The organism is Martinezella multihospitum, assembly GCF_900094585.1.
Taxonomy (GTDB): domain Bacteria; phylum Pseudomonadota; class Alphaproteobacteria; order Rhizobiales; family Rhizobiaceae; genus Rhizobium; species Rhizobium multihospitium.
This window is the reverse complement of the sequence record NZ_FMAG01000004.1, coordinates 476,110-495,352: the sequence shown is the minus strand read 5'-3', so window position 1 is coordinate 495,352 and position 19,243 is coordinate 476,110. Positions and strand designations below refer to the sequence as shown.

The window sequence follows — 19,243 nt, the reverse complement described above, 5'->3', positions numbered from 1 at the left end:
TCCCCGTGAAAAAATTCAATCTGTCCGACTGGGCGCTCGAACATCGTTCGCTCGTCTGGTACTTCATGATCGTCTTCATTCTGGCCGGCGCGTTTTCCTATATCGGTCTCGGTCGCGAAGAAGATCCCGCCTTCACCATCAAGACCATGATCATTCAGGCGCAGTGGCCCGGCGCATCGGCCGAGGAAGTGACCAAACAGGTCACCGACCGCATAGAAAAGAAGCTGGAGGAGCTGGATTCGCTCGACTATACGAAGAGCGAGACGGTTGCCGGCCAGACGACCATTTTCGTCGAGCTTCTGCCGACGACCAAGGCCAAGGATGTCAATGCCATCTGGATGCGGGTCCGCAATATGATCGGCGACATCAAGGGGGATTTTCCAAGCGGCGTCGTCGGACCGTTTTTCAACGATAACTTCGGTGACGTTTACGGCAATATCTATGCCTTCACCGGCGACGGGCTGACGCAGCGTCAGCTTCGGGATCTGGTCGAGGATGCACGCGCGAAAGTGCTGACGGTCCCCAATATCGGCAAGGTCGATATCATCGGCGCGCAGGACGAGGCCATCTATCTCGAATTTTCCACACGGAAGATCGCCGCTCTCGGCCTTAACCAGCAATCCGTCATCGACACGCTTCAGGCGCAGAACGCCGTGACGCAGTCCGGTTTCGTCGATGCCGGTCCTGAACGCATCGCCTTGCGGGTGAGCGGCCAGTTTACATCCGAGGACAGCCTCAGATCGATCAATCTTCGCGTCAACGATCGCTTCTTTCCGCTGACCGACGTTGCGACGATCAAACGCGGCTATGTCGATCCTCCTTCATCGCTGTTCAGATTTAACGGGCAGCCGGCCATCGGGCTTGCCATCGGCATGAAGACGGGCTCAAATCTGCTTGAGTTCGGCAAGGCGCTCGACAAGGAAATCGAGCAGGTCACGGCCGATCTTCCCATCGGTGTCGACGTCCAGCGCGTGTCCGATCAGCCCGCCGTCGTCGACGAGGCCGTGTCGGGCTTCACGCGCGCGCTGTTCGAGGCCATCGTCATCGTGCTTGCGATCAGCTTCATCAGCCTTGGCGTCCGGGCGGGACTCGTGGTTGCCATCTCCATTCCGCTCGTGCTGGCGATCACCTTTCTCGTCATGGCCTATACCGGCATTTCCATGCAGCGTATTTCGCTTGGAGCGCTGATCATCGCCCTTGGCCTGCTCGTTGACGATGCCATGATCGCCGTCGAGATGATGGTTGCCCGCCTGGAAGTGGGCGACGATCTGAGAAAGGCGGCGACCTACGTCTACACCTCGACGGCCTTCCCGATGCTGACGGGCACGCTTGTGACGGTCGCGGGCTTTATCCCCGTCGGCCTCAACACCAGTGCGGCCGGCGAATTCACCTTCACTCTCTTCGTGGTCATTGCCGTTTCGCTCCTGGTCTCATGGATCGTTGCGGTGTTGTTCACGCCACTTCTGGGCGTGACGATCCTTCCGAAGACCATGAAATCCCACCATGATCAGAAAGGCCGCTTTGCGCGCGTCTTTGCCTGGCTCCTAAGCCTTGCCCTGCGTTGGCGCTGGATAACCATCGGCGCGACCGTGGCCGCGTTTGCCCTCTCCATCGGGGGGATGAGCCTGGTGCAGCAACAGTTTTTCCCTTCCTCCGACAGACCCGAACTGATCGTCGACTGGAACCTGCCGCAAAACAGCTCGATTTCCGAGACGAACAAGCAGATGGCCAGGTTCGAACGCGAGATGCTGGCAAACAACAAGGATATCGATCATTGGACGAGCTATGTCGGGCAGGGTGCTCCTCGTTTCATCCTGTCCTTCGATGTGCAGACACCCGACGTCTCGTTCGGCCAGACGGTGATCGTCACCAAGGGGCTTGACGTTCGCGACAAGGTCAAAGCCGAACTGCAGGATTATCTGACGAAGACCTTCCCCGGAACCGATGCTTTCGTGAAGCTGCTCGACATCGGCCCTCCGGTCGGCAAGCCGGTGCAGTACCGGATCAGTGGACCCGATATTCAGAAGGTCCGGGACATCGCCCAGCAATTTGCAGGCATCGTCGGTCAGCATCCCTTGCTGTCCAACATGACCTTCGACTGGAATGAACCTTCGCGCGTCGTCAAAGTCGATGTTCTGCAGGATAAGGCGCGGCAATTGGGCGTCTCGTCTCAAGATATCGCAACGGCTCTCAACGGCATTGTCGAGGGAACGGCCGCAACGAATATTCGGGATGACATCTATCTGATCGATGTGATCGGTAGAGCCCAGACAGCCGAGCGCGGCTCGATCGAGACGCTGCAGAACCTCCAACTGGCCGGCTCTAATGGCAAATCCGTGCCGTTGTCCGCGGTTGCGAATTTCCATTATGAGCTGGAGCAGCCGACGATCTGGCGGCGAACGCGCATACCGACCATCACCATCAAGGCCGCAGTCGTCGGATCGACGCAGCCGGCGACGATCGTCAACGAACTGCAGCCGAAAGTCGATGAATTCCGCAAGACGCTTCCAAGCGGCTACCATATCGTAGACGGCGGCTCGGTCGAGGAAAGCGCCAAGGCGCAGGGGCCGATCGTGGCGGTAGCGCCGCTGATGCTGTTCATCATGGCGACGATCCTGATGATCCAGCTGCAAAGTTTCAGCAGGCTCTTTCTGGTGTTCGCTGTCGCTCCGACAGCGCTTATCGGTGTGGTTGCCGCACTTCTCTTCAGCAACGCGCCGATGGGGTTTGTCGCAATCCTTGGCGTGCTTGCCCTCATAGGTATCCTGATCCGCAACTCGGTGATCCTTGTCGTGCAGATCGAGCACCTTCGAAGCGAGGGCGTGCCGGCCTGGCAAGCCGTCATAGAGGCGACGGAGCATCGAATGCGGCCCATCATGCTGACGGCCGCTGCAGCAACGCTTGCGCTTATCCCGATCTCCAGGGAGATATTCTGGGGTCCGATGGCCTATGCGATGATGGGCGGCATCGTCGTCGGCACGGTTTTGACGCTGCTCTTCCTTCCCGCCCTGTATGTCGCCTGGTTTCGCATTCCCCGTGACGGCGCGCAGCACGAGGTGATCTAATGTCAGACATTCGAAAGGCAACCTGTGCCCCCAGGCGGCCCTGTCTTTCTGTCCTTATGGCCCTATCGATATTGGCCGGATGCGCGGGGCGGCTGGAGAATGTTCTCCAGCCGGTCGCAACGGCGGGACCGGGCACCAGCACCGTGGACATCATGGTGGCGACGACGCGCCAGCCGACCGACAAACCGGGCGAGCTTTACTCCGGCGAACGCGGAACGGCGATTTCTCTCAACGATATCGTCGTTTCCATTCCTCCCGATCGAAACCGCAAGATCGGCGAAGTGCAATGGCCATCACATGTGCCGGCCAATCCCGAAAAAGAGTTCGCTGTCCTGAAGGTCGGAAGGGTGGCGTCCGAGCGCAATATTTTCGAATGGTTCAGCAAGAACCGCAATGCCAAGCGCCAGGTCGTCATTTTCGTGCACGGCTTCAACAATACCTATTCCGATGCGGTCTTTCGCTTCGCACAGATCATTCATGATTCCGGAACCGACGCCGCGCCGATCCTCTTCACCTGGCCCTCGCGCGGCAATGTCTTCGACTATCTCTACGACAAGGAGAGCACGAATTTCTCGCGGCGGGCACTGGAAGATATGATCCTGCAATCCGCCAAAAGTCCTGATGTCGGGGAAGTGACCATTCTTGCCCATTCCATGGGGTCCTGGCTGACCGCCGAGGCTCTGCGCGGCGTCGCGATGCGCAACAAGACAATTCCGTCAAAGGTGAAGAATGTCATCCTGGCATCGCCCGACATCGATATCGACGTATTTCGCCGGCAGATGATCGAAATGGGGCCGCAGCGCCCGCATTTCACGATCTTTTCGTCGACAAGGGACAAGGCTCTGCAGGTCTCACGATGGCTCTCCGGCGGCGTCAACCGTGTCGGCGGCTTCGATTCGACACCTTATGCCGCCGATTTGGCCAAGCTCGGAATCACGGTCGTCGATACGAGTTCCGTTAAACCCGACGATGCGCTGGGCCATAATACGTTTGCGGATAATCGGGATATGGTCCAATTGCTTGGACGGCGGCTGGCAGGACAGTCGTTGGATACCGGACAAACCTCGCTTGCAGATCGGGTTGGCATGGCGGCTGTGCGAACTGCGGACTTGGCGGGCTCCGCGGCAAAAGTCGCTGTCGCAGCGCCCATGTCGATCATCAGCAATGATGCGAGACAGGTGCTGAAGCAGCAGCTTTCACCCGGCTCCCCGCCCATCGTCGATGGACGTATTTCCTACTGAGCAACGGTCGTGAAGCCCGTTGCTCAAGAATGGATCGAGTCAAACCTATAGATATTGAAGAGCGCGGCCGCATGTAGCGGCCGGCCCAAATAGCAGCCGAAACGCGGTGAGATTAAGCACTCGCACACGGTAGGATTGCGAGAGACTTAGTCGGCTACAGAATTGACGACGCGGCAGAGATTGTCGCTCATGTTGGGAGCAACTTGGCCCTGCGGCACCATGAAAAGCGCATCAATCCGGCTGCCCTTGCCGCTCTTTCTGACGACGACGCGCAGGGTCTGAGGCCGACCCGAACCGGTCGTTTCCTGTTGCGCAGTTAGCGTGCCGAGTTGTTTCTCGGCATTCACATCCACAAAGCCTTCGGCCAGAACTGCCCGCGACACCTTATCAAAGGCGACGGCTGGGCTGACTGATGGGAATTCCATCCAGGTCTTATAAGTCACGCCGGTTACGAGCGGAACGCCGGTGCTTTGATAGTGTTGCGAGCATGGGCTGGCAGCGGCGGAGCTGAGAGAGATGGTGGCGAACGCGAAAGCGTAGAAAGCTGTCTTATACAAAGCGAAAACGTCCTCTGTTGATAATACGACGATAGGTCGATGGGGCAGGGGTAGGACAGTCGCGGTGACCGACCCCGCGTGCGGTGCGTGCTGCGGCTCGATTCCCAGCGAAGCTGGCGATCGCGTTCATCTTTTCACCGATTCAATTGCCGACAGCATATTGGTGCGGCCGGGATCATCGGCCGGCGCCAATTCGAGTGCCTTCTGAAAATCGGCCAATGCGGACTTGAAGTCCGCTTTGCTTCGATAAACCTCGCCTCGCACGAAGTAGGTCGAGCTCGATTGATCGTTGAGTTCGATAGCCTTGTCGAGATCGGGGAGCGCCTGATCGTTCCTGCCGATCTTGAAATAGGAAAGGCCGCGATTGCTGTAGGCATAGGGATAGGACGGATCGCTTTCTATGGCTTTCGTGAAATCCGCAATCGCTCTGCCGAAGTCGCCGGTCATGTTGTAGGCGTCACCCCGATCGTTGAGCGCTCTTGTATCGGAAGGGTTCAGTTGCAATGCATGGGTATAGTCATCGATCGCTGCACCGTAATTGCCGTCTTTTACATACAAGCCGCCCCGCTCGACATAGGTAACCTCGAAAGTCTGCTGCAGCATGGCTGACAGTTCGGGCTTGAGGGCGATGGCCTTATTGAAATCGGCGAGAGCCAGATCATATTTGTTTTGCGCGAGATAGCCGTTGCCGCGTCCGGCATAGGCTTCCGCAAAGTCCGGTGCAAGTGCGATGGCCTTGTTCATATAGCCGATCCTTGCTTCATGATCGCCATCGCGATCGGCAAGGGTACCAAGGATGAGATAGGCGTCGGGATGGTTATCCGGCTTCAACTCTACCGCTTTCTTGGCGTCAGCGATGGCCTTCTCATAAGCCCCTTTCGCAAACTCGGCATCACTTCGCCCTGCATAGGCGATATCTGATTTCGCATCGAGTTCCAGTGCCAGGCTGAAATACTCTTCAGCCAGATCCAGCTCGTTGCCGTCAATGCTCATATAGCCGGCGCTGCTATAGGCAAATGATCGATCTGTGTTTGTTTGCGTATCGTCCTGGGCAATGGTGAGGCAAGTCGATAAGGTCTTACATATGGATGTATCGTCGTTTCGCGCGGTCGCTGAGTCAGCGGACGTTGACTGTTGTGTCCCTGTGGACTCAGTTGTTTGCACATCGCTTGCATCAGCGCGCGACGTCGCCGCCAGCTGCACTCCAAGAAGAGCACAGCACAGAAAGCCCGACAACCGCATCGCAACGCGCACGTGATTACTCCGCCAGGGCCTTGTCCAACGCGGTCTTCTGTGCTGCGGAAGGGTTGCCCAAATAGAGCTTTGGACTCTTCTCGTCCTGGATCTCCGCCCATGCCTGCGTGCCATCCGCATTAAAGAGGATTGCTGCCTGGCCGTCATTTGTCGCATGCTGCTTGGCAAGGATGCTGATCGAGTAGTCGACCGAGTCGATGGAGATGGTCTTGACCGGCTCTGCGATGAACCTGTTCTGGTCGCGCACCCAGGCAGGCGTTCCCTTGGCAGATGACAGCATGGCCTTCCATGACCGGGCATGAACCGGGTCCTTCAGAAGATCATAAAAGTTGACGTCCTCGGCGTGGGCGATGCCCGCCATGCCAGCAATCGCAAGAATGAATAGGAACTTACGCATGAATCCGTGTTTGTCCTCTCACGACAGTGGATCACAAAGGGGAGGCTCGTCGCCTCGAACGGACCTCTATCGCAGTCGCGGTATCCGCATAGCCTGACGGCGTGGCCGATGACAGCCGATTTCCGCAATCTGAACGCAAGTGCACTTGTTATGGATGATCCTGCACTGCGCGGGCGCCGAATGCAAAGCCGGCTCGGCAGATTTGCGATGCGGCCAGCAATTTCCAGCTGCGGTCTGGAAAAGCAATTGCCGCGAAATGAATCGGTGCGGGGCTCGCAGCCTCCCGTTTCGATGCGAGAGATCGCGAACGTGCAATTCTGGACGGATGTGCACTCGAGATGGAGGGGAGTAGACCTCAGTCAAGTCCGCACGTCTTGAACGGCACACAGCCGTTGAATAGACATCCCTATATTTTTCGCTGATGTCCACATCTTCGAGGCCCTCTTGATTATTTACAAGCGCATTCTCCAACGCTCTGCCGGTCGCACTTTGCTCATATTGGCCTTTCTTCTGGGTGGCGGTCCGATTGCGACGGGCCAGAGTGCAGAGGTTGCGCCGAGCATACGATCGCGGGTTCCGGGGCTCGAAATCGCGCTTCTATCGCAATTGCCCAAAGCGCCTGCCTCGGCCCAATCCCGGGAAGAATGCGACGCGCTGGTCGTTCCGAAGAGCGCGGGCGGAAAAGCGGCCGATGCTCTCGGTTGGGGAGTGACGGGGGAAGCAAAGCTCGGATCCTATGACGCAGTGAGCTTTGCCGGCGAATTCGAACCTTCGACCGCCGGTGCCTGCGAGATCAGTCAGGGCAATATCGCGCTCTTCAGCGGCACGCAGCTTTTCGTCATCATCTACGCAAATAAGAACAGCAAGCTATCGATCGGCAGGATCATCGCGGCCAAGGACAGCCTGCGCATTGTCGATGGCGACCTTGTTCAAACGCCTATTGGTGACGTCCGGCTCGTTGACGGTCGTGCGATTGAAGTCGGGCCTCTGGCGAAAGAACAATCCGTCTGTGGCGGACAGGCCGTAGTGCCGAATGTTTACGGCAAGCCCGTCGCCGAGGCTCGCGCGGCGATCATTGCCGAAGGGTGGGAGCCGTTTCGCAGTCCAGCCCCCGCCTATCAGGATTTCGTCGGCGACAATATTCGCAAGAGCGGGATCATCGAGGCGACCGATTGCTCGGGCACGGATCTGGCATCCTGCAGCTACTATTATCACAAGGGCGACATGGAACTGAGCCTCACCAGCTTCGGCGACGGCAAGCCAATGGTTTCGGACTATCAAGCGACCTGCGAGCGGTCCAAATGGCATAAGGCGAATTGACAACCGCACATGGAAGCTCCCGGCTTTCTTTTCGGCTCCGGTCTGATCGAACGCGCCGTTGATCGCAGAAGGGGGGCGGAGCTTTCGATGACGGTATCGATCAGCAAGATTGCGATATCACCCAACCGGATCATCAGGCAGAAGAAATAAAGGAACAGAAGCCACCATGTGTCGTCATCAATCCATAGCAAGAGTTCGACTGACGATCGCCGGCCTTCTGGCGATCATGGGGGTGGGTGTTGCGACTCCTTCCTGGGCAATCGACTGCACCAAGGCGAGCGATCCGATCGATAAGAGAATCTGCGGCAACGCCAGCCTCAAGGCGGCGGATGCCGCCATGGGGCAAGCCTATGCCGCGCTCCTTAAATCGGCGCCAGATCCGGAAATCCGCTCGATGCTGGTGAATAGCCAGCGTCGCTGGATCGCGGTGCGCAACGAGGGATTGAAGACCGGCTTGGACGGTTCGGCGATGCCAGCCGGAAAGCTGCGACAAGCGATCGCAGAACGCACGGCACAGCTTAGTGATCAATCGGACAAGGGATTGGTCATGCAAGCTCAGGCGCAGCGCCGCTTTCTCGCGAAATACAGCGGAGGCACCCTTGCCGGCTTCGATACGAGTTGCGAGTTCATTCCCAACGACAGGGATGGGTCGAGCTATTCCTATCAATGCAGCGGCGCCATGCATGTCCAGAACAAGGCCCGCCTTTGCAGCGCCAGCACGGAATGGGCCAGCTGGTCCCTCTATGAATATCACGCCGTGAGCACCATCGAGGGCGACAATGCGAAACCCGCAGCTTTGTGCAGCGATCAATCGGGCGATATTTGCGGCGGCGGCAAGGATGCGACCTGGACGCTGAATCCCGATGCGGATCAACATTTTCCATCACCGAAGACAGGCCTTGCCAAACTCGATGTCGAAGGCATCTGGCCGCTCGAAACGACGGATACAGACTGGTTTGACCAGTGCCTGACGAGCCCAACCTATCCGCCGGCACTATGAGGGCAGCTTGACGCGATTAAGGGCAAGGCCGGCGCGATCACCGGGAGAACCAATGGGTATTGTTTTACCAGATGAACCTATGATCAAGACGACGAGTGCCCGGCGATCGCTTCATGTCGGTTCACGGCTCGTAGCGGCTTGCGTATTTCTTATCGCCCGCACGGCACTTGCCAGCGGATCTCTGCCGCCCGAACCTCTCGTGGCCGGCCCCTTTTCGACCTTTGCCGCATGCCTGGCCTACCTGACGGAGAAGCATCAGGAGCAGACGGCCTTGGCCATGCCAAAACCTGTGGCAATGCAGGCGGGCGGCACACGTCAAACCCTGGTCTCGACGAAGGGTGTCTCTCAAGGCCCCGGTGAACAGGCCGTCTATGAGGCGGAGGTTGACTATCAAAACCGGGCCATGGACGTGCAAACGCAGCGGATCGTCACCAACATTTCCTGGGAGCGCTATTCTTTAAGTTGTCAAGGTGCTGCTTTTAATGGGACAATTCTACGCGGCTACTATCTTCCGGCGATGGAGCCAGCCCCGTAAAGAGCCGGCGCCCAGGAATAATTTTGAGCTTAGCTATCGGGGAAGCCGGCCTTCCAGCTCGGTGGCCCGCTTGGATGTCGTTTGCACCAAACAATCGTCGACAACGACCAAAGCAGCCGTGCCGCCGTCTTTGTCCACGGCACATTGCTGGTCGCGTTCGGCAATCCAGCCCCGTTGTTCGTCACGCAGCTGAATGGCGCTGGGCTGCTTCAGCTTCGCCCGCAGGGTGCGATAGGCTCGATTGAGGCGATCGTCTTGATATTCAAGTTCCGCGCCTGCGCAGTTCCGCATCGTGACGGTAACACCTCCGGATTTGTCGAGGCAGGCCTTATAAGAGGGACGCACTGCGTCGGCCTGCTTCTGCACCGTGGTTGATTTTGGCGTTCCGGCTTTTTCGGCGGGGGCCTTCTCGTCGGTCCGGCGATAGACTCGAGAAAAACTTACGTTGATGCCGCCGCACATATGATTGTCGCCGACGACAAGATAGCGTCCCAGTTGGGCCATTCTGACCTGGCAGAGACCTGGGACATTCTTATCCTGATAGGGAAGAAGTTTCTCCGGCCGACGGTCAACGCCCGGCTCATAGCCAAACGCAACTTGGGACTGCCTGCCATCAATCAGAGCTGCAAACGCGCCTCCCTGCTCACCGTTGCCGAATTGTAGATTCGCCGTGGCGTCGACGCGGATCTTGTCGCCCTGAGCTTTGGCAACGATTGCTGTATCGCTGTCTCCCCACCGCCCGAGCCAATTTGGCGCAGGCGATATTTGGGCGAGCCGCGCCAATGGCAGCCATCCTGCGGTTTTGTCATCATAGGACTGTTTTGCGGGGCTCAGATATTCGGCGCAGGCACGATTGCCATCGACCCTGCTCACAGCCACCTGATCTCCCGGTAGAAGAAATGCGCCTTTCTTGCAGAACACGGATTTTTCAGGGCACTGAAACTCTACTCTGTCTCCCGGCTTGATCTCATAAAGCCGAACTGCGAGCGGATTGTCGTCCATTGCCTCGAAGCCATAGCAATCCATTCTCTGCTCGGCCGCGGCAACAAATGTCGGACTAAACAACACCAGAGCAGACAGTAGGAGATGAAAAGAGGCGCCGTGCCAGATGTTCATGCTGGCATCCTTTCAACGAGATAGAACGTTGATGGGGCTAGACCTCGCTGCGATTTGTTGCGCTTACGGAGCGATGTTTCGCCCCACCCAGAATGCTGATCATCCATATTCATGAAGAGTGACAGGCTCCCTCGTTCGCCCGCGGATGAATACGATCTTCGGGCCTCAACGCGTTTCATGGCGCTTTCAATCTGCCAAAATTGTTATCAGCAGATCGTCCGCATAAGCGGATCGAAAGAGCAGGATATAAAGTCCCGCTCAGCAATTCGCTTCGGCACCCTTACGACACGCAGGAGTTGCCGGCCAGCCGCCTGGATGGGGATTTGAAAATATAGACGGATCTACACTTATAACGGACGCAGGGATATCGGTGCAACGCAAGCGTTCTGATAATTGCCGACCGAACCGAGACGATCCGATAGGCAACGGCCCTTGAGAATAGGCCTGGAGATATCCGGCGTGTGACGAATGAAACCATTATTGGACGTTGAATTCGCATGCTCGAACCGATGAGGAATGCGCACCTCTGGAAACCGCAGCTCACGGCCGCGATATCTGTGATCAGTGTCTGCCTGGCGTTTCCGATCGCAAGAATAAATCCTGATGCTCCGGCCGACCCAAAGAACCGGCTTAGCGGAACCTTCTTCTGAAAGATCTAGCGATGCGTTTTATTCCCCTTGCCCTTGGCGCCTTGATACTTTTTTCCACCCATGCCCTCGCAGACGATAGCTCGGCCACACTGGGAACCGGTGGCTTGATCCTTCAGAAAACCGATAAGATCGCGCTCCTCTCCGAGGATCTCTACCTTTCTGCCGCGGGCATTCGCATTTCCTACCGTTTCCGCAATCTGACGAACGCGGACTATACGACCACCATCGCCTTTCCGATGCCTGCATTCCCGGGCGGCGGATCCAACTCCACGACCGTCGTTCCTGACCCGGCAAGCGACAATTTCATGAAATTCCAAACTGTGGTCGATGGGCAGCCTGTTGCCTCGCAGCTTGAACAGCGCGCTTTCATCGTAGCCGACGGTCAGCCAGACGAGGAGATTACTGGTAAACTCAAGACATTGCACATTTCCCTGGTGCCGACCGTCGAGGCCACCGAAGCGGCGATCGGTCGCTTGACGAACGGGCAGCGCAAGGAGTTGGTGGATGCCGGTATCTTCGATAGCGGCGAGGGCGATTATAACGGACAGCCGGCCGCGCTCTATCCGCTTTGGACGCTGCGATCCAAATATTGGCGGAGTCAGACCTTTCCGAAAGGGAAGGAGATTGTCGTACAGCAGACCTATGTGCCCATCGTCGGCAGTCAGTCGACGCTGTCAATCGGCGCGCCGGACATGGATGCGGATCAGCTCAAATCCTATCGCGAGAGGTTCTGCACCGACGAAACCTTCATGAAGTCGGCCCGCTCTCTCTACAGCCGAATTTCGGACGACAACGCCAAAGGCGTTCAAGCTTTCGAGCAATATCTTTCCTATGTCATCACCTCGGGCGGCAACTGGGCCGGGCCAATCGGTAATTTCAAGCTGATCGTCGATAAGGGCGATCCCAAAACGCTGGTCTCCTTTTGCGGCAGCGGCGTGAAGAAGATCTCTCCGACGCAATTCGAGATGGATATCAAGAATTATGCGCCCGACCGCGACATCGACGTGTTGCTGCTGCGAACCGTCTCCGAGCAGTGATCTTCCGGCATGTCCAAGCGCCTCCTGATGTCAGACACGTTCCATTTTATGACAATCCATCCAGAGAACCGGAGCTCGCTCATGATGAATTTCGCTTTGAGGCTTTGCTGTTCCAGGAAAATCCTCTTCGCCCTGGCTCTTCTATTGGCCTTTCCATTCTCCGTATCGATCCAGCCTGCCTTGGCGCAATCTTCAAACCAGGCTGCCTCCCAGCCGGATCTCGAAAGCGCCGGTTCGATCGAGGATGCGCTGAACATTTGGGAGAAGCGGCTCACGCAGGAAGGGCTCATTCTGCTCGGCTACTATAACGGTTTTGCCGACGGCTCCTTCGGACCGAGTGGCCGCAACGCGATTGCAAGCTATCAGCGCGATCATAACCGTCCGGCCACGGGCAGGCTTTCCGCCCCGGACGCGCTTGAACTGGGCAAAACGGCGCTCGATCTGCGCAAGCAATTGCAATGGCGCGCACTGGACAATTCCCTGACGGGCATGACGATCTCCTATCCTGCGGGCCTGTTGGCCCAAAGGCAGGGCAACAAGCTCGGCGGCGAGACCCTGCAGACGGAGGATGGCGCCATCGCGCTGAAGACGGCCCGTTTTGCCAATAGTGGCCCGGGCGATATCGATGCAGTCTATCAAAACCTTGCCAGCGAGCAGGGCAGCACGATCACCTACCAGCTCAAGCGCCGAAACTGGTTCATCATCTCGGGCACGACCGGCGATCGAAAATTCTATTCGCGCTTCGAACAGAGAGGCAATGAGATCCGCGGCTATGATCTCAGCTGGAACGCCGACAAGAACAGCAAGATCGTCGAAAACATCTCCGTGTTGATCTCGAACGGCTTTTATCCGTTCGGGGAAAATCCGGCCGACGGCGATCCAAGCTACCCGACACTGACGAAACTTGCGGATATCGCAAGCGCCGGCAGCCGCGGATCTGCGTCAAATGGCAATGGCTCGGCAGACAGTTCGACCGACGGTCAGGCGCAGTCGGAGCAGAGCAATGGTTCCGCTGACAGCCAGACAGCGCAGGCTGGTGGCGATGACGGGCTTACGGAACAAAAGGACGGCGCACTGCCGCCACCTTCGGACGGTTCGTTGGTGACATCGGACGGCAAGGGATTGCGTTTCGTCTATCACTATTTTCCGCCGGAAGACCCAAAGCTGAATTACGCTTACAAATGGGCCGTCGATACCCACCTCTTTTTGAATATTCCCGAAATCGACGGTCTTGATGGACTTTTCGTGACGCCGCGTCCGTTGCACTACGTCACGCGTCAATGCGATACGATCAACGCATTTTACAACAAGAAGAACGGCGCGGTTTTTCTCTGCTATGAGATGATCGACAGCCTCTTGCAGATGGGCAAGGCGCTCTCGAAAGGCGCATCGGACCCGGAGGCGTTGACGCTCGAGTTCGTCAAGGACAACCTGCGCTTTATCCTGCTGCACGAATCCGGCCACGCATTGATTGACCTGCTGGATATTCCTGCGGTCGGTCGCGAAGAGGATTCCGTCGACCAGCTCGCGGCGGTCCTATTGCTCTCGCATGTCGACGACAATGAAACCAAGAATGACATTGCGCGCGTTCTCCAGCTCGCGTCCGTCTGGTTCAAGGTCAACAGCCAGTCGTCGGGCACGCCGGATACAGCCTCGTTTGCCGATGAGCATTCGCTTGACGCACAGCGCTACTTCAATCTGCTCTGCATGGTCTATGGCCTTGATCCGGCAAACAACAGCCCCATCGTCGACAATGGCATGCTGCCGAAAGAACGGGCGGCCCGCTGCCCCGACGAGGCTTCCAAGATCAATCGTTCCTGGGCGCGGTTGATGCTTCCGCATTTCTCGCCGAGATTCCAACCGAAGTCGGATGACAGCAGTGGCGACCAGCAGAACGCAGCTGCATCGCAACAGCCGGCAGGCAGCAATCCGCTCGAATGGGATCGAAAGGCCAATCCGTTCGGCAAATAAGTATCTGTGACGTCGACGCCACCGCAAACGAGGGGATGGCGTCGGCTGTCGCCTAGCAGATGTTTTCAATTGCCGGGTACGCCGAAAGGCAAGGTCCAGCCCGAAGGCCGATTATCGTGCTCTCGACGGCGATGAGAAGCGGCGTGTTTCAGCGAGGAGCCGGCGCGAATATTTTCCAAAGTGTCACCGGGAGTGTGACCGAATTCGGCTTTGAATAGGCGGTAGAAGTATTTCTCGTTGGAGAAACCATGCCGCCAGGCGATCTCGGCGATATGAGGCTGCGGCCGATTGGGATCTCCCAGCATCTGGTAAGCGCGATGCAGTCTCCTGCGCTGTATTTGCCGCATGACGCCGCCGCTGCCTTCGAACAGTTGATAGAGTTTTGCGCGCGACAGGCCTACGTCCCGGCAAATGCGATCGGGCGTAAGATTGGCATCCAGCAAATGCGCATCGATGTAGCGCAGGATCCGATTGAAGAGCGCATCTCTTATCGGGCTGGCCGCTTCAATGACGGTATCCGGCGTTAACGAAACCGCGGCGGTCAGAAGCTGCAAGGTCGATTGAACGACATAGGGGACTTCATGCTCACCCAGGCTTTCAAGATTTCGCGACAATGAAAGGAGATGGTCTCCAAGGAGACGACCAACGCCACCTGCGAGGGTCAGCCCGTGCAAAAGCTGGGTACGGCTCGGCAGGAGATCTCTCGGCACCACCAAAGAGATCACTTCACCGGCTGCAACCATGCCTTGGTTCACTTGAGCAGCATCGAGAACGAAAAGATCACCAGCCGATTTTATGGGTTGATCCGTGGTCCATCGGCACAGGAATTGGCCGCTCACCATCAAGGTGAAACGAAAGAAATCCTGGCCGTCGCTCCGTATATGCCGTTCCGTTCGATTGATCTCATAGGCAGAAGGTCGAGCCTGATTGAGCCACCGCCTGGCGGATAGGATAAGAGGACCGAGAGCCGCACCGCTTGCTTCAGCGTCAAACGCGATGGGAGCTTCGTCACGCAATATGCAATCGCAGTGATTGTCGCTGACCCAAGCATGAAACCGATCTTTTTCGGGAAAGTCGAGCGTTGAGAAATTGAACATGAAGGTTGAATGCATCTGGGCCACGGGAACTGTCTACTTCCAGGCCTGCGGCCTTTGAGCGATAGGTAGAGCAACCGGAGAATGCGACAATGGGTGTGCGATCAAACGTTTTGCGTGCTCGTGCAAAATCTAGTCCGGCACCCTTGCGGCAGGGAAATGCGACGAGATGGCTCCTCATTACATTCATGGAATCCTGCGAACCTAGAAGGCGCCGCCAGCGCCGATTGACTATTTAGATAGAACGGTCAGTATAGAAAGTCCATATGGGAATTGCTGGACAACGAGGCATAATCTGTCCATTGCAGGATGAATTTCGCTTGAGGCATCGATGAGCCCGAAAAAAGAGCAACTTATCCTCATTGCGACCGACCTGTTTTCAAGGCACGGCTTTCATCCGGTCGGCATAGACCGCATTCTGGCTGAAGCCGGCGTTGCCCGCATGACACTCTACAACCATTTTCCCGGCAAGGATGATCTGATTGCCGCCGTGCTCGATCGTCGCTATCACGATATCATGGCCAGCCTTCGGGCATGTGTTGAGCCGATGGTCTCGGCGAAGGAGCAATTGAGGGCTATTTTTGCCTGGCACGAGACATGGTTCGGCACCCCGCAATTTTCCGGCTGCCTTTTCGAGCGCGCACTTGCCGAATTCGGCACCGACTATCCAAACATCTCTACCGTCGCCATTCGATACAAGAAGACCATGACGGCATGGATGGCCGACATGCTGAAGACGCTTTTGCCGGAACCTGCAGCTGCACACATCGCTTCGATCCTCATGATACTTCTGGACGGCGCGACGATCGATGCGCGCGCTTTTCATGACCCGACCATTGCGACCAAAGCATGGAATGCCGCCGAGGCCGTCATCGAGCGGGAAATGCTGGCTTCAATGAAACCGTAGTGACGCCGGTATTTGCGATAACGATATGCATAGGATCGAAAACTTAAAGTACATGGAGCGAATCTGAAAGATCGTGACGTGCTTTAGTTCAACGGCGCACGTCCCTTGCTCCGCGCCAGACAAGAGGCACCAAAACCAGAACGACAGCCGGCAAAACAATCCAGTTGATCGTCTCCCATCCGGAGCTGTGAAGCAGCGATCCGGAGAAGAAAGAAGCGCAAGCGACGGTTCCGAAGACGAGGAAGTCGTTTGCGCCCTGGACCTTGCTCCGTTCCGCGTGCGTATGGCAATCGGCGACCATCGACGTTGCGCCGATGAAACCGAAGTTCCAGCCGATCCCCAGGAGTACCAGCGAGACCCAGAAATGGGCGATGTCGAAACCGGAAAGTGCGACGGCGGCCGAGCAGCCGATCAAGAGAAGCCCGACGGCAGCAACGCGCTCCTTGCCAAACCGGACCATAAGGCGGCCGGTGATGAATGAAGGGCCATACATGGCAAGGATATGCCATTGGATTCCAAGCGCCGCCTGGTCGATGGAGTGGCCGTGTCCGACCATGGCGACTGGGGACGCCGTCATTACGAAGGTCATGAGACCGTAGGAGACGACCCCAGTTGCGATCGCAAGCAGATACCGGGGAGAGGTCAGGATGCGAAGAAGGGCGCGCTCGGCGACATCGGTTTCGACCTTCGATTTCTGTGAGGATGACGCGCGCAGGTGCCACAGGACAGGAAACGCCAAAGCGGCAAGCATCGCCTGGCTGATGAAGCTGCCGGCGAATTCCGTGCCGGGAACCGCGTCCCTGGTCCAGATGACGAGCTGCGGGCCGATGATGGCAGCGATCAGGCCACCGATCATGACGCGGGCGATCGCCTTCTGCGCTTCCGCGCCAGTCGCATTGTCTGCCGCCGCAAACCGGTAGCTCTGGACATAGGAAGAGTAGAAGCCCGCCATGCAGGTTCCGAGGCAGAACACAACGAAATTCGATAGGATGATACCCGTCGCGGCGATCAGGCCTGAGACCATTCCGATCAGCGTTCCGAAAAGATATCCGCGCTTTCGCCCGAACCGGCGCATGACATAGGCGGCCGGCAACGTTCCGAGTGCAAGGCCGAGATTGAGTAGGCTCACCGGTAGGGTGATGAGGCCAGGATCGGGGGATAGATGCTGCCCGACGAGCCCTCCGAGTGAAATGACGATAGGGGCGTTTGCTCCACCGAACGCCTGGGCCACTGTGAGGATCCATGCATTGCCCATGCCGGCGCTCGCATCGACCGGTTCCTTATATGCGACGTTCATTTCGATTCCATTCTCGAAAGGATGTCGGCGACAGCATGTTTGGCGGCCATAACAGCACCTGCGAGATATCCTGGTTCGGAGGGACTGGTTTCACTTCCCGCCATCAGCAGACGATCTTCCCAGGGGCCGGCGACCCATCGCGGGCTTCCCGGCATGGGATGCGCGCCGCCCGTTCGGTCGGCGTCGGTGGCCGTGAACGGATCTGCCGCCCAGTCCTTGAAGATGGTGGCATGCGGTGCCTGCGCTTCAGGTCCGAACAGTCTCGTGAACTGCGCGATGCATGCAAGTTCCAGTGTCTGCTTATCGATGGTCGCCCGCGCTTCGGCGCCTAGGCCGAGAAAGCCGAAGAGTGCGGGCCGGCCCGAGGCAGAAGTCGCATCATGAATTTCGACGAGGGGGCCAACCATGCTCTGGGCTGTTCCGGAAAGTGCGTTCGTCCGCCAGAACGCCTCGTCGTAGATGGCGAAGAACTTCGCGTGCGGGGCCATCCATGTCGGAGTCTCTCGCCAACGGGCAGCAATCTCAGGCTCTTGAGGGGGTGCGAACATGACGCTCGCCTCAAGGAGCCGCGGAGGCAGGGCGGCGACCACGCGATCGGCCTTGAGGTTCTCTGTCTTGCCGTCATTCGTTTGCAGTGACAGCTCGACGCCAGCACCTTTCAGCGCCATGGCCGTCACCTTGGTTCCAAGAAGAATGCGCTCGGCGGGCAACCGCCTTGCCAGCGCCCGCACAGCGGCGCCCGTGCCGCCGACGAGCCGCATCGACTGCTGATCCTGCGTTGCGGGCGAATATCTTTGCGGTTTTTCGCGCGACATGCGCTCGAAAACCACGTCGCCGGCACTGTATTGAGGGAAGGATCCCAGATCGAGCTCACCGATGAGGGTTGCCATCGCCGGCTGCATCACGGGCCAGTACCAGGACGGGCCGAGATCGAAGCCATCCTCCGATGGCTTCCCGTCGTCGCCAACGGTCAGGATCCGGCCGCCGAGCCGGTCACGGCCTTCGATGAGAATAACATCGACGCCGGCGGAATGAAGCGCTTGCGCCGTATAGAGACCCGAAAGCCCGGCGCCGATCACGGCCACCTTGAAGGTCTTCATCTATTCGGCCCTTCCGGAAGCGGTGCATCGAACGCCTGGACGTCTTCGTGCAGAAGCGGGGCGGACTTGTACCAAACGCGCGTACCCAGAGGGCCGGCCTTGGCGTGAAACTCCAGTCCTGCTGGAAGGCGCAGCCAGCTCCAGGGATCGAGAGTGTCGCCGCTTTCGGTGAAATCGCCATCGATGACGAACAGCTCCAAACCCTCGGGGTTGGCGACCTCTACATCGGCGCCTGCCTGCCACTCCTCCATCACGACGCGTTCGTGCGATCCCTCAAAGAGGACGATCGCCGACATGACGCCTGGGCGAAGAGTGGCTATCTGACCTTCACCGGGCAGTCTGACGATGCGTTCGCGGTCGGCCGCCCTGAACTGCCAGAGCTTGACGAGGATGGTACAACCGCCATCGCTCCTGGGGGCGTGTCCGGTTCCGGGCGGATTGCGCACATAGGTGCCGGCCGGAAAATTGCCGCTCTCATCCTGGAACACGCCGTCAAGGACGAGAAACTCCTCGCCGCCGGGGTGCTGGTGGTGCAAGAAACTGCTCTCTGGCGCGTAGCGGACGACGGACGTGGCGCGGGCCCTCTCATCACCGATCCGGAACAGCATACGCCGGTCGACACCCTTGGCGGGGCTGGGCATCCATTCGAGTGTCGCGGCATGGACGAGTGTGCGCCTGGTGAGCTCTTCGTTCAATAGCATG

General features: G+C 57.9%; 16 protein-coding genes. 8 read left to right on the top strand and 8 right to left on the bottom strand.

Translation table 11 applies throughout. The features are described 5' to 3' along the window. Nucleotides 1-5 precede the first annotated feature (5 nt). Entirely contained in the window at nucleotides 6-3,065 is a 3,060-nt protein-coding gene (locus GA0061103_RS18425; protein ID WP_092713608.1) for an efflux RND transporter permease subunit, read from the top strand. After that, nucleotides 3,065-4,306 (top strand): alpha/beta hydrolase, encoded by a 1,242-nt coding sequence (locus GA0061103_RS18420; RefSeq protein WP_245304796.1) that lies wholly within the window; start codon nucleotides 3,065-3,067, stop codon nucleotides 4,304-4,306. Before GA0061103_RS18425 ends, GA0061103_RS18420 begins: the two co-directional genes overlap by 1 nt. A 146-nt stretch (nucleotides 4,307-4,452) precedes the next feature. Here GA0061103_RS18420 and GA0061103_RS18415 read toward each other — a convergent pair whose 3' ends face one another. From GA0061103_RS18415 to GA0061103_RS18405, 3 genes are all read right to left on the bottom strand, one after another. After that, complete coding sequence (locus GA0061103_RS18415) at nucleotides 4,453-4,863, bottom strand: hypothetical protein (protein WP_245304795.1); 411 nt, start codon at nucleotides 4,861-4,863, stop codon at nucleotides 4,453-4,455. 126 nt (nucleotides 4,864-4,989) lie between these two features. Next, a complete protein-coding gene (locus tag GA0061103_RS18410; protein ID WP_167376609.1) occupies nucleotides 4,990-6,117 on the bottom strand; it encodes a tetratricopeptide repeat protein in 1,128 nt (375 codons plus the stop codon). Nucleotides 6,118-6,121: 4 nt separating this feature from the next. Continuing rightward, entirely contained in the window at nucleotides 6,122-6,514 is a 393-nt protein-coding gene (locus GA0061103_RS18405; RefSeq protein ID WP_092713606.1) for an Ivy family c-type lysozyme inhibitor, read from the bottom strand. A 444-nt stretch (nucleotides 6,515-6,958) separates the two neighbouring features. Here GA0061103_RS18405 and GA0061103_RS18400 point away from each other — a divergent pair, with 444 nt between their 5' ends. The 3 genes from GA0061103_RS18400 to GA0061103_RS18390 all read left to right on the top strand — a co-directional run bounded on the left by GA0061103_RS18400 (nucleotide 6,959) and on the right by GA0061103_RS18390 (nucleotide 9,369). Beyond that, nucleotides 6,959-7,834 (top strand): hypothetical protein, encoded by an 876-nt coding sequence (locus GA0061103_RS18400; RefSeq protein WP_092713604.1) that lies wholly within the window; start codon nucleotides 6,959-6,961, stop codon nucleotides 7,832-7,834. A 166-nt stretch (nucleotides 7,835-8,000) separates the two neighbouring features. Next, nucleotides 8,001-8,834: a lysozyme inhibitor LprI family protein gene (locus tag GA0061103_RS18395; RefSeq protein WP_092713602.1), complete on the top strand. Its 834-nt coding sequence runs from the start codon at nucleotides 8,001-8,003 to the stop codon at nucleotides 8,832-8,834. Nucleotides 8,835-8,886: 52 nt separating this feature from the next. After that, nucleotides 8,887-9,369 carry a hypothetical protein gene (locus GA0061103_RS18390; protein ID WP_141694442.1) on the top strand — a complete coding sequence of 161 codons (483 nt, stop codon included), beginning with the start codon at nucleotides 8,887-8,889 and terminating at the stop codon, nucleotides 9,367-9,369. Between the two features lie 33 nt (nucleotides 9,370-9,402). Here the strand turns inward: GA0061103_RS18390 and GA0061103_RS18385 are convergent, their stop codons facing one another. After that, entirely contained in the window at nucleotides 9,403-10,485 is a 1,083-nt protein-coding gene (locus GA0061103_RS18385) for a lysozyme inhibitor LprI family protein (protein ID WP_092713598.1), read from the bottom strand. Between the two features lie 661 nt (nucleotides 10,486-11,146). Here GA0061103_RS18385 and GA0061103_RS18380 point away from each other — a divergent pair. Next, the gene (locus GA0061103_RS18380; RefSeq protein WP_092713596.1) at nucleotides 11,147-12,172 is read left to right on the top strand and encodes a DUF4424 domain-containing protein; all 1,026 of its coding nucleotides are present in this window, start codon (nucleotides 11,147-11,149) and stop codon (nucleotides 12,170-12,172) included. An 81-nt stretch (nucleotides 12,173-12,253) separates the two neighbouring features. Then, a complete protein-coding gene (locus GA0061103_RS18375; protein ID WP_245304793.1) occupies nucleotides 12,254-14,143 on the top strand; it encodes a DUF4344 domain-containing metallopeptidase in 1,890 nt (629 codons plus the stop codon). Between the two features lie 65 nt (nucleotides 14,144-14,208). On the opposite strand, the gene GA0061103_RS18370 is transcribed toward GA0061103_RS18375, so the two are convergent. Then, nucleotides 14,209-15,255 carry a helix-turn-helix domain-containing protein gene (locus tag GA0061103_RS18370; RefSeq protein WP_245304827.1) on the bottom strand — a complete coding sequence of 349 codons (1,047 nt, stop codon included), beginning with the start codon at nucleotides 15,253-15,255 and terminating at the stop codon, nucleotides 14,209-14,211. A gap of 313 nt (nucleotides 15,256-15,568) precedes the next feature. Here GA0061103_RS18370 and GA0061103_RS18365 point away from each other — a divergent pair, with 313 nt between their 5' ends. After that, the gene (locus tag GA0061103_RS18365) at nucleotides 15,569-16,144 is read left to right on the top strand and encodes a TetR/AcrR family transcriptional regulator (protein ID WP_092713592.1); all 576 of its coding nucleotides are present in this window, start codon (nucleotides 15,569-15,571) and stop codon (nucleotides 16,142-16,144) included. A gap of 88 nt (nucleotides 16,145-16,232) precedes the next feature. Here GA0061103_RS18365 and GA0061103_RS18360 read toward each other — a convergent pair whose 3' ends face one another. From GA0061103_RS18360 to GA0061103_RS18350, 3 genes are read right to left on the bottom strand one after another with little or no spacing between them, the layout of a single operon-like run. Beyond that, nucleotides 16,233-17,441, bottom strand: coding sequence for an MFS transporter (locus GA0061103_RS18360; RefSeq protein WP_092713590.1), 1,209 nt, complete (start codon nucleotides 17,439-17,441; stop codon nucleotides 16,233-16,235). Next, nucleotides 17,438-18,541, bottom strand: coding sequence for a flavin monoamine oxidase family protein (locus GA0061103_RS18355; RefSeq protein ID WP_092713588.1), 1,104 nt, complete (start codon nucleotides 18,539-18,541; stop codon nucleotides 17,438-17,440). The genes GA0061103_RS18360 and GA0061103_RS18355 overlap by 4 nt, the downstream gene beginning before the upstream one ends. After that, the gene (locus GA0061103_RS18350; protein WP_092713586.1) at nucleotides 18,538-19,242 is read right to left on the bottom strand and encodes a cupin domain-containing protein; all 705 of its coding nucleotides are present in this window, start codon (nucleotides 19,240-19,242) and stop codon (nucleotides 18,538-18,540) included. The genes GA0061103_RS18355 and GA0061103_RS18350 overlap by 4 nt, the downstream gene beginning before the upstream one ends. Nucleotide 19,243: the final 1 nt, after the last annotated feature.

Coding starts and splice junctions, on each gene's coding strand:
- GA0061103_RS18420 (WP_245304796.1), top strand. CDS start 3,065: ATGTCAGACATTCGAAAGGCAACCTGTGCCCCCAGGCGGCCCTGTCTT.
- GA0061103_RS18405 (WP_092713606.1), bottom strand. CDS start 6,514: ATGCGTAAGTTCCTATTCATTCTTGCGATTGCTGGCATGGCGGGCATC.
- GA0061103_RS18395 (WP_092713602.1), top strand. CDS start 8,001: ATGTGTCGTCATCAATCCATAGCAAGAGTTCGACTGACGATCGCCGGC.
- GA0061103_RS18390 (WP_141694442.1), top strand. CDS start 8,887: ATGGGTATTGTTTTACCAGATGAACCTATGATCAAGACGACGAGTGCC.
- GA0061103_RS18385 (WP_092713598.1), bottom strand. CDS start 10,485: ATGAACATCTGGCACGGCGCCTCTTTTCATCTCCTACTGTCTGCTCTG.
- GA0061103_RS18380 (WP_092713596.1), top strand. CDS start 11,147: ATGCGTTTTATTCCCCTTGCCCTTGGCGCCTTGATACTTTTTTCCACC.
- GA0061103_RS18375 (WP_245304793.1), top strand. CDS start 12,254: ATGATGAATTTCGCTTTGAGGCTTTGCTGTTCCAGGAAAATCCTCTTC.
- GA0061103_RS18370 (WP_245304827.1), bottom strand. CDS start 15,255: ATGCATTCAACCTTCATGTTCAATTTCTCAACGCTCGACTTTCCCGAA.
- GA0061103_RS18365 (WP_092713592.1), top strand. CDS start 15,569: ATGAGCCCGAAAAAAGAGCAACTTATCCTCATTGCGACCGACCTGTTT.
- GA0061103_RS18360 (WP_092713590.1), bottom strand. CDS start 17,441: ATGAACGTCGCATATAAGGAACCGGTCGATGCGAGCGCCGGCATGGGC.
- GA0061103_RS18355 (WP_092713588.1), bottom strand. CDS start 18,541: ATGAAGACCTTCAAGGTGGCCGTGATCGGCGCCGGGCTTTCGGGTCTC.
- GA0061103_RS18350 (WP_092713586.1), bottom strand. CDS start 19,242: ATGCTATTGAACGAAGAGCTCACCAGGCGCACACTCGTCCATGCCGCG.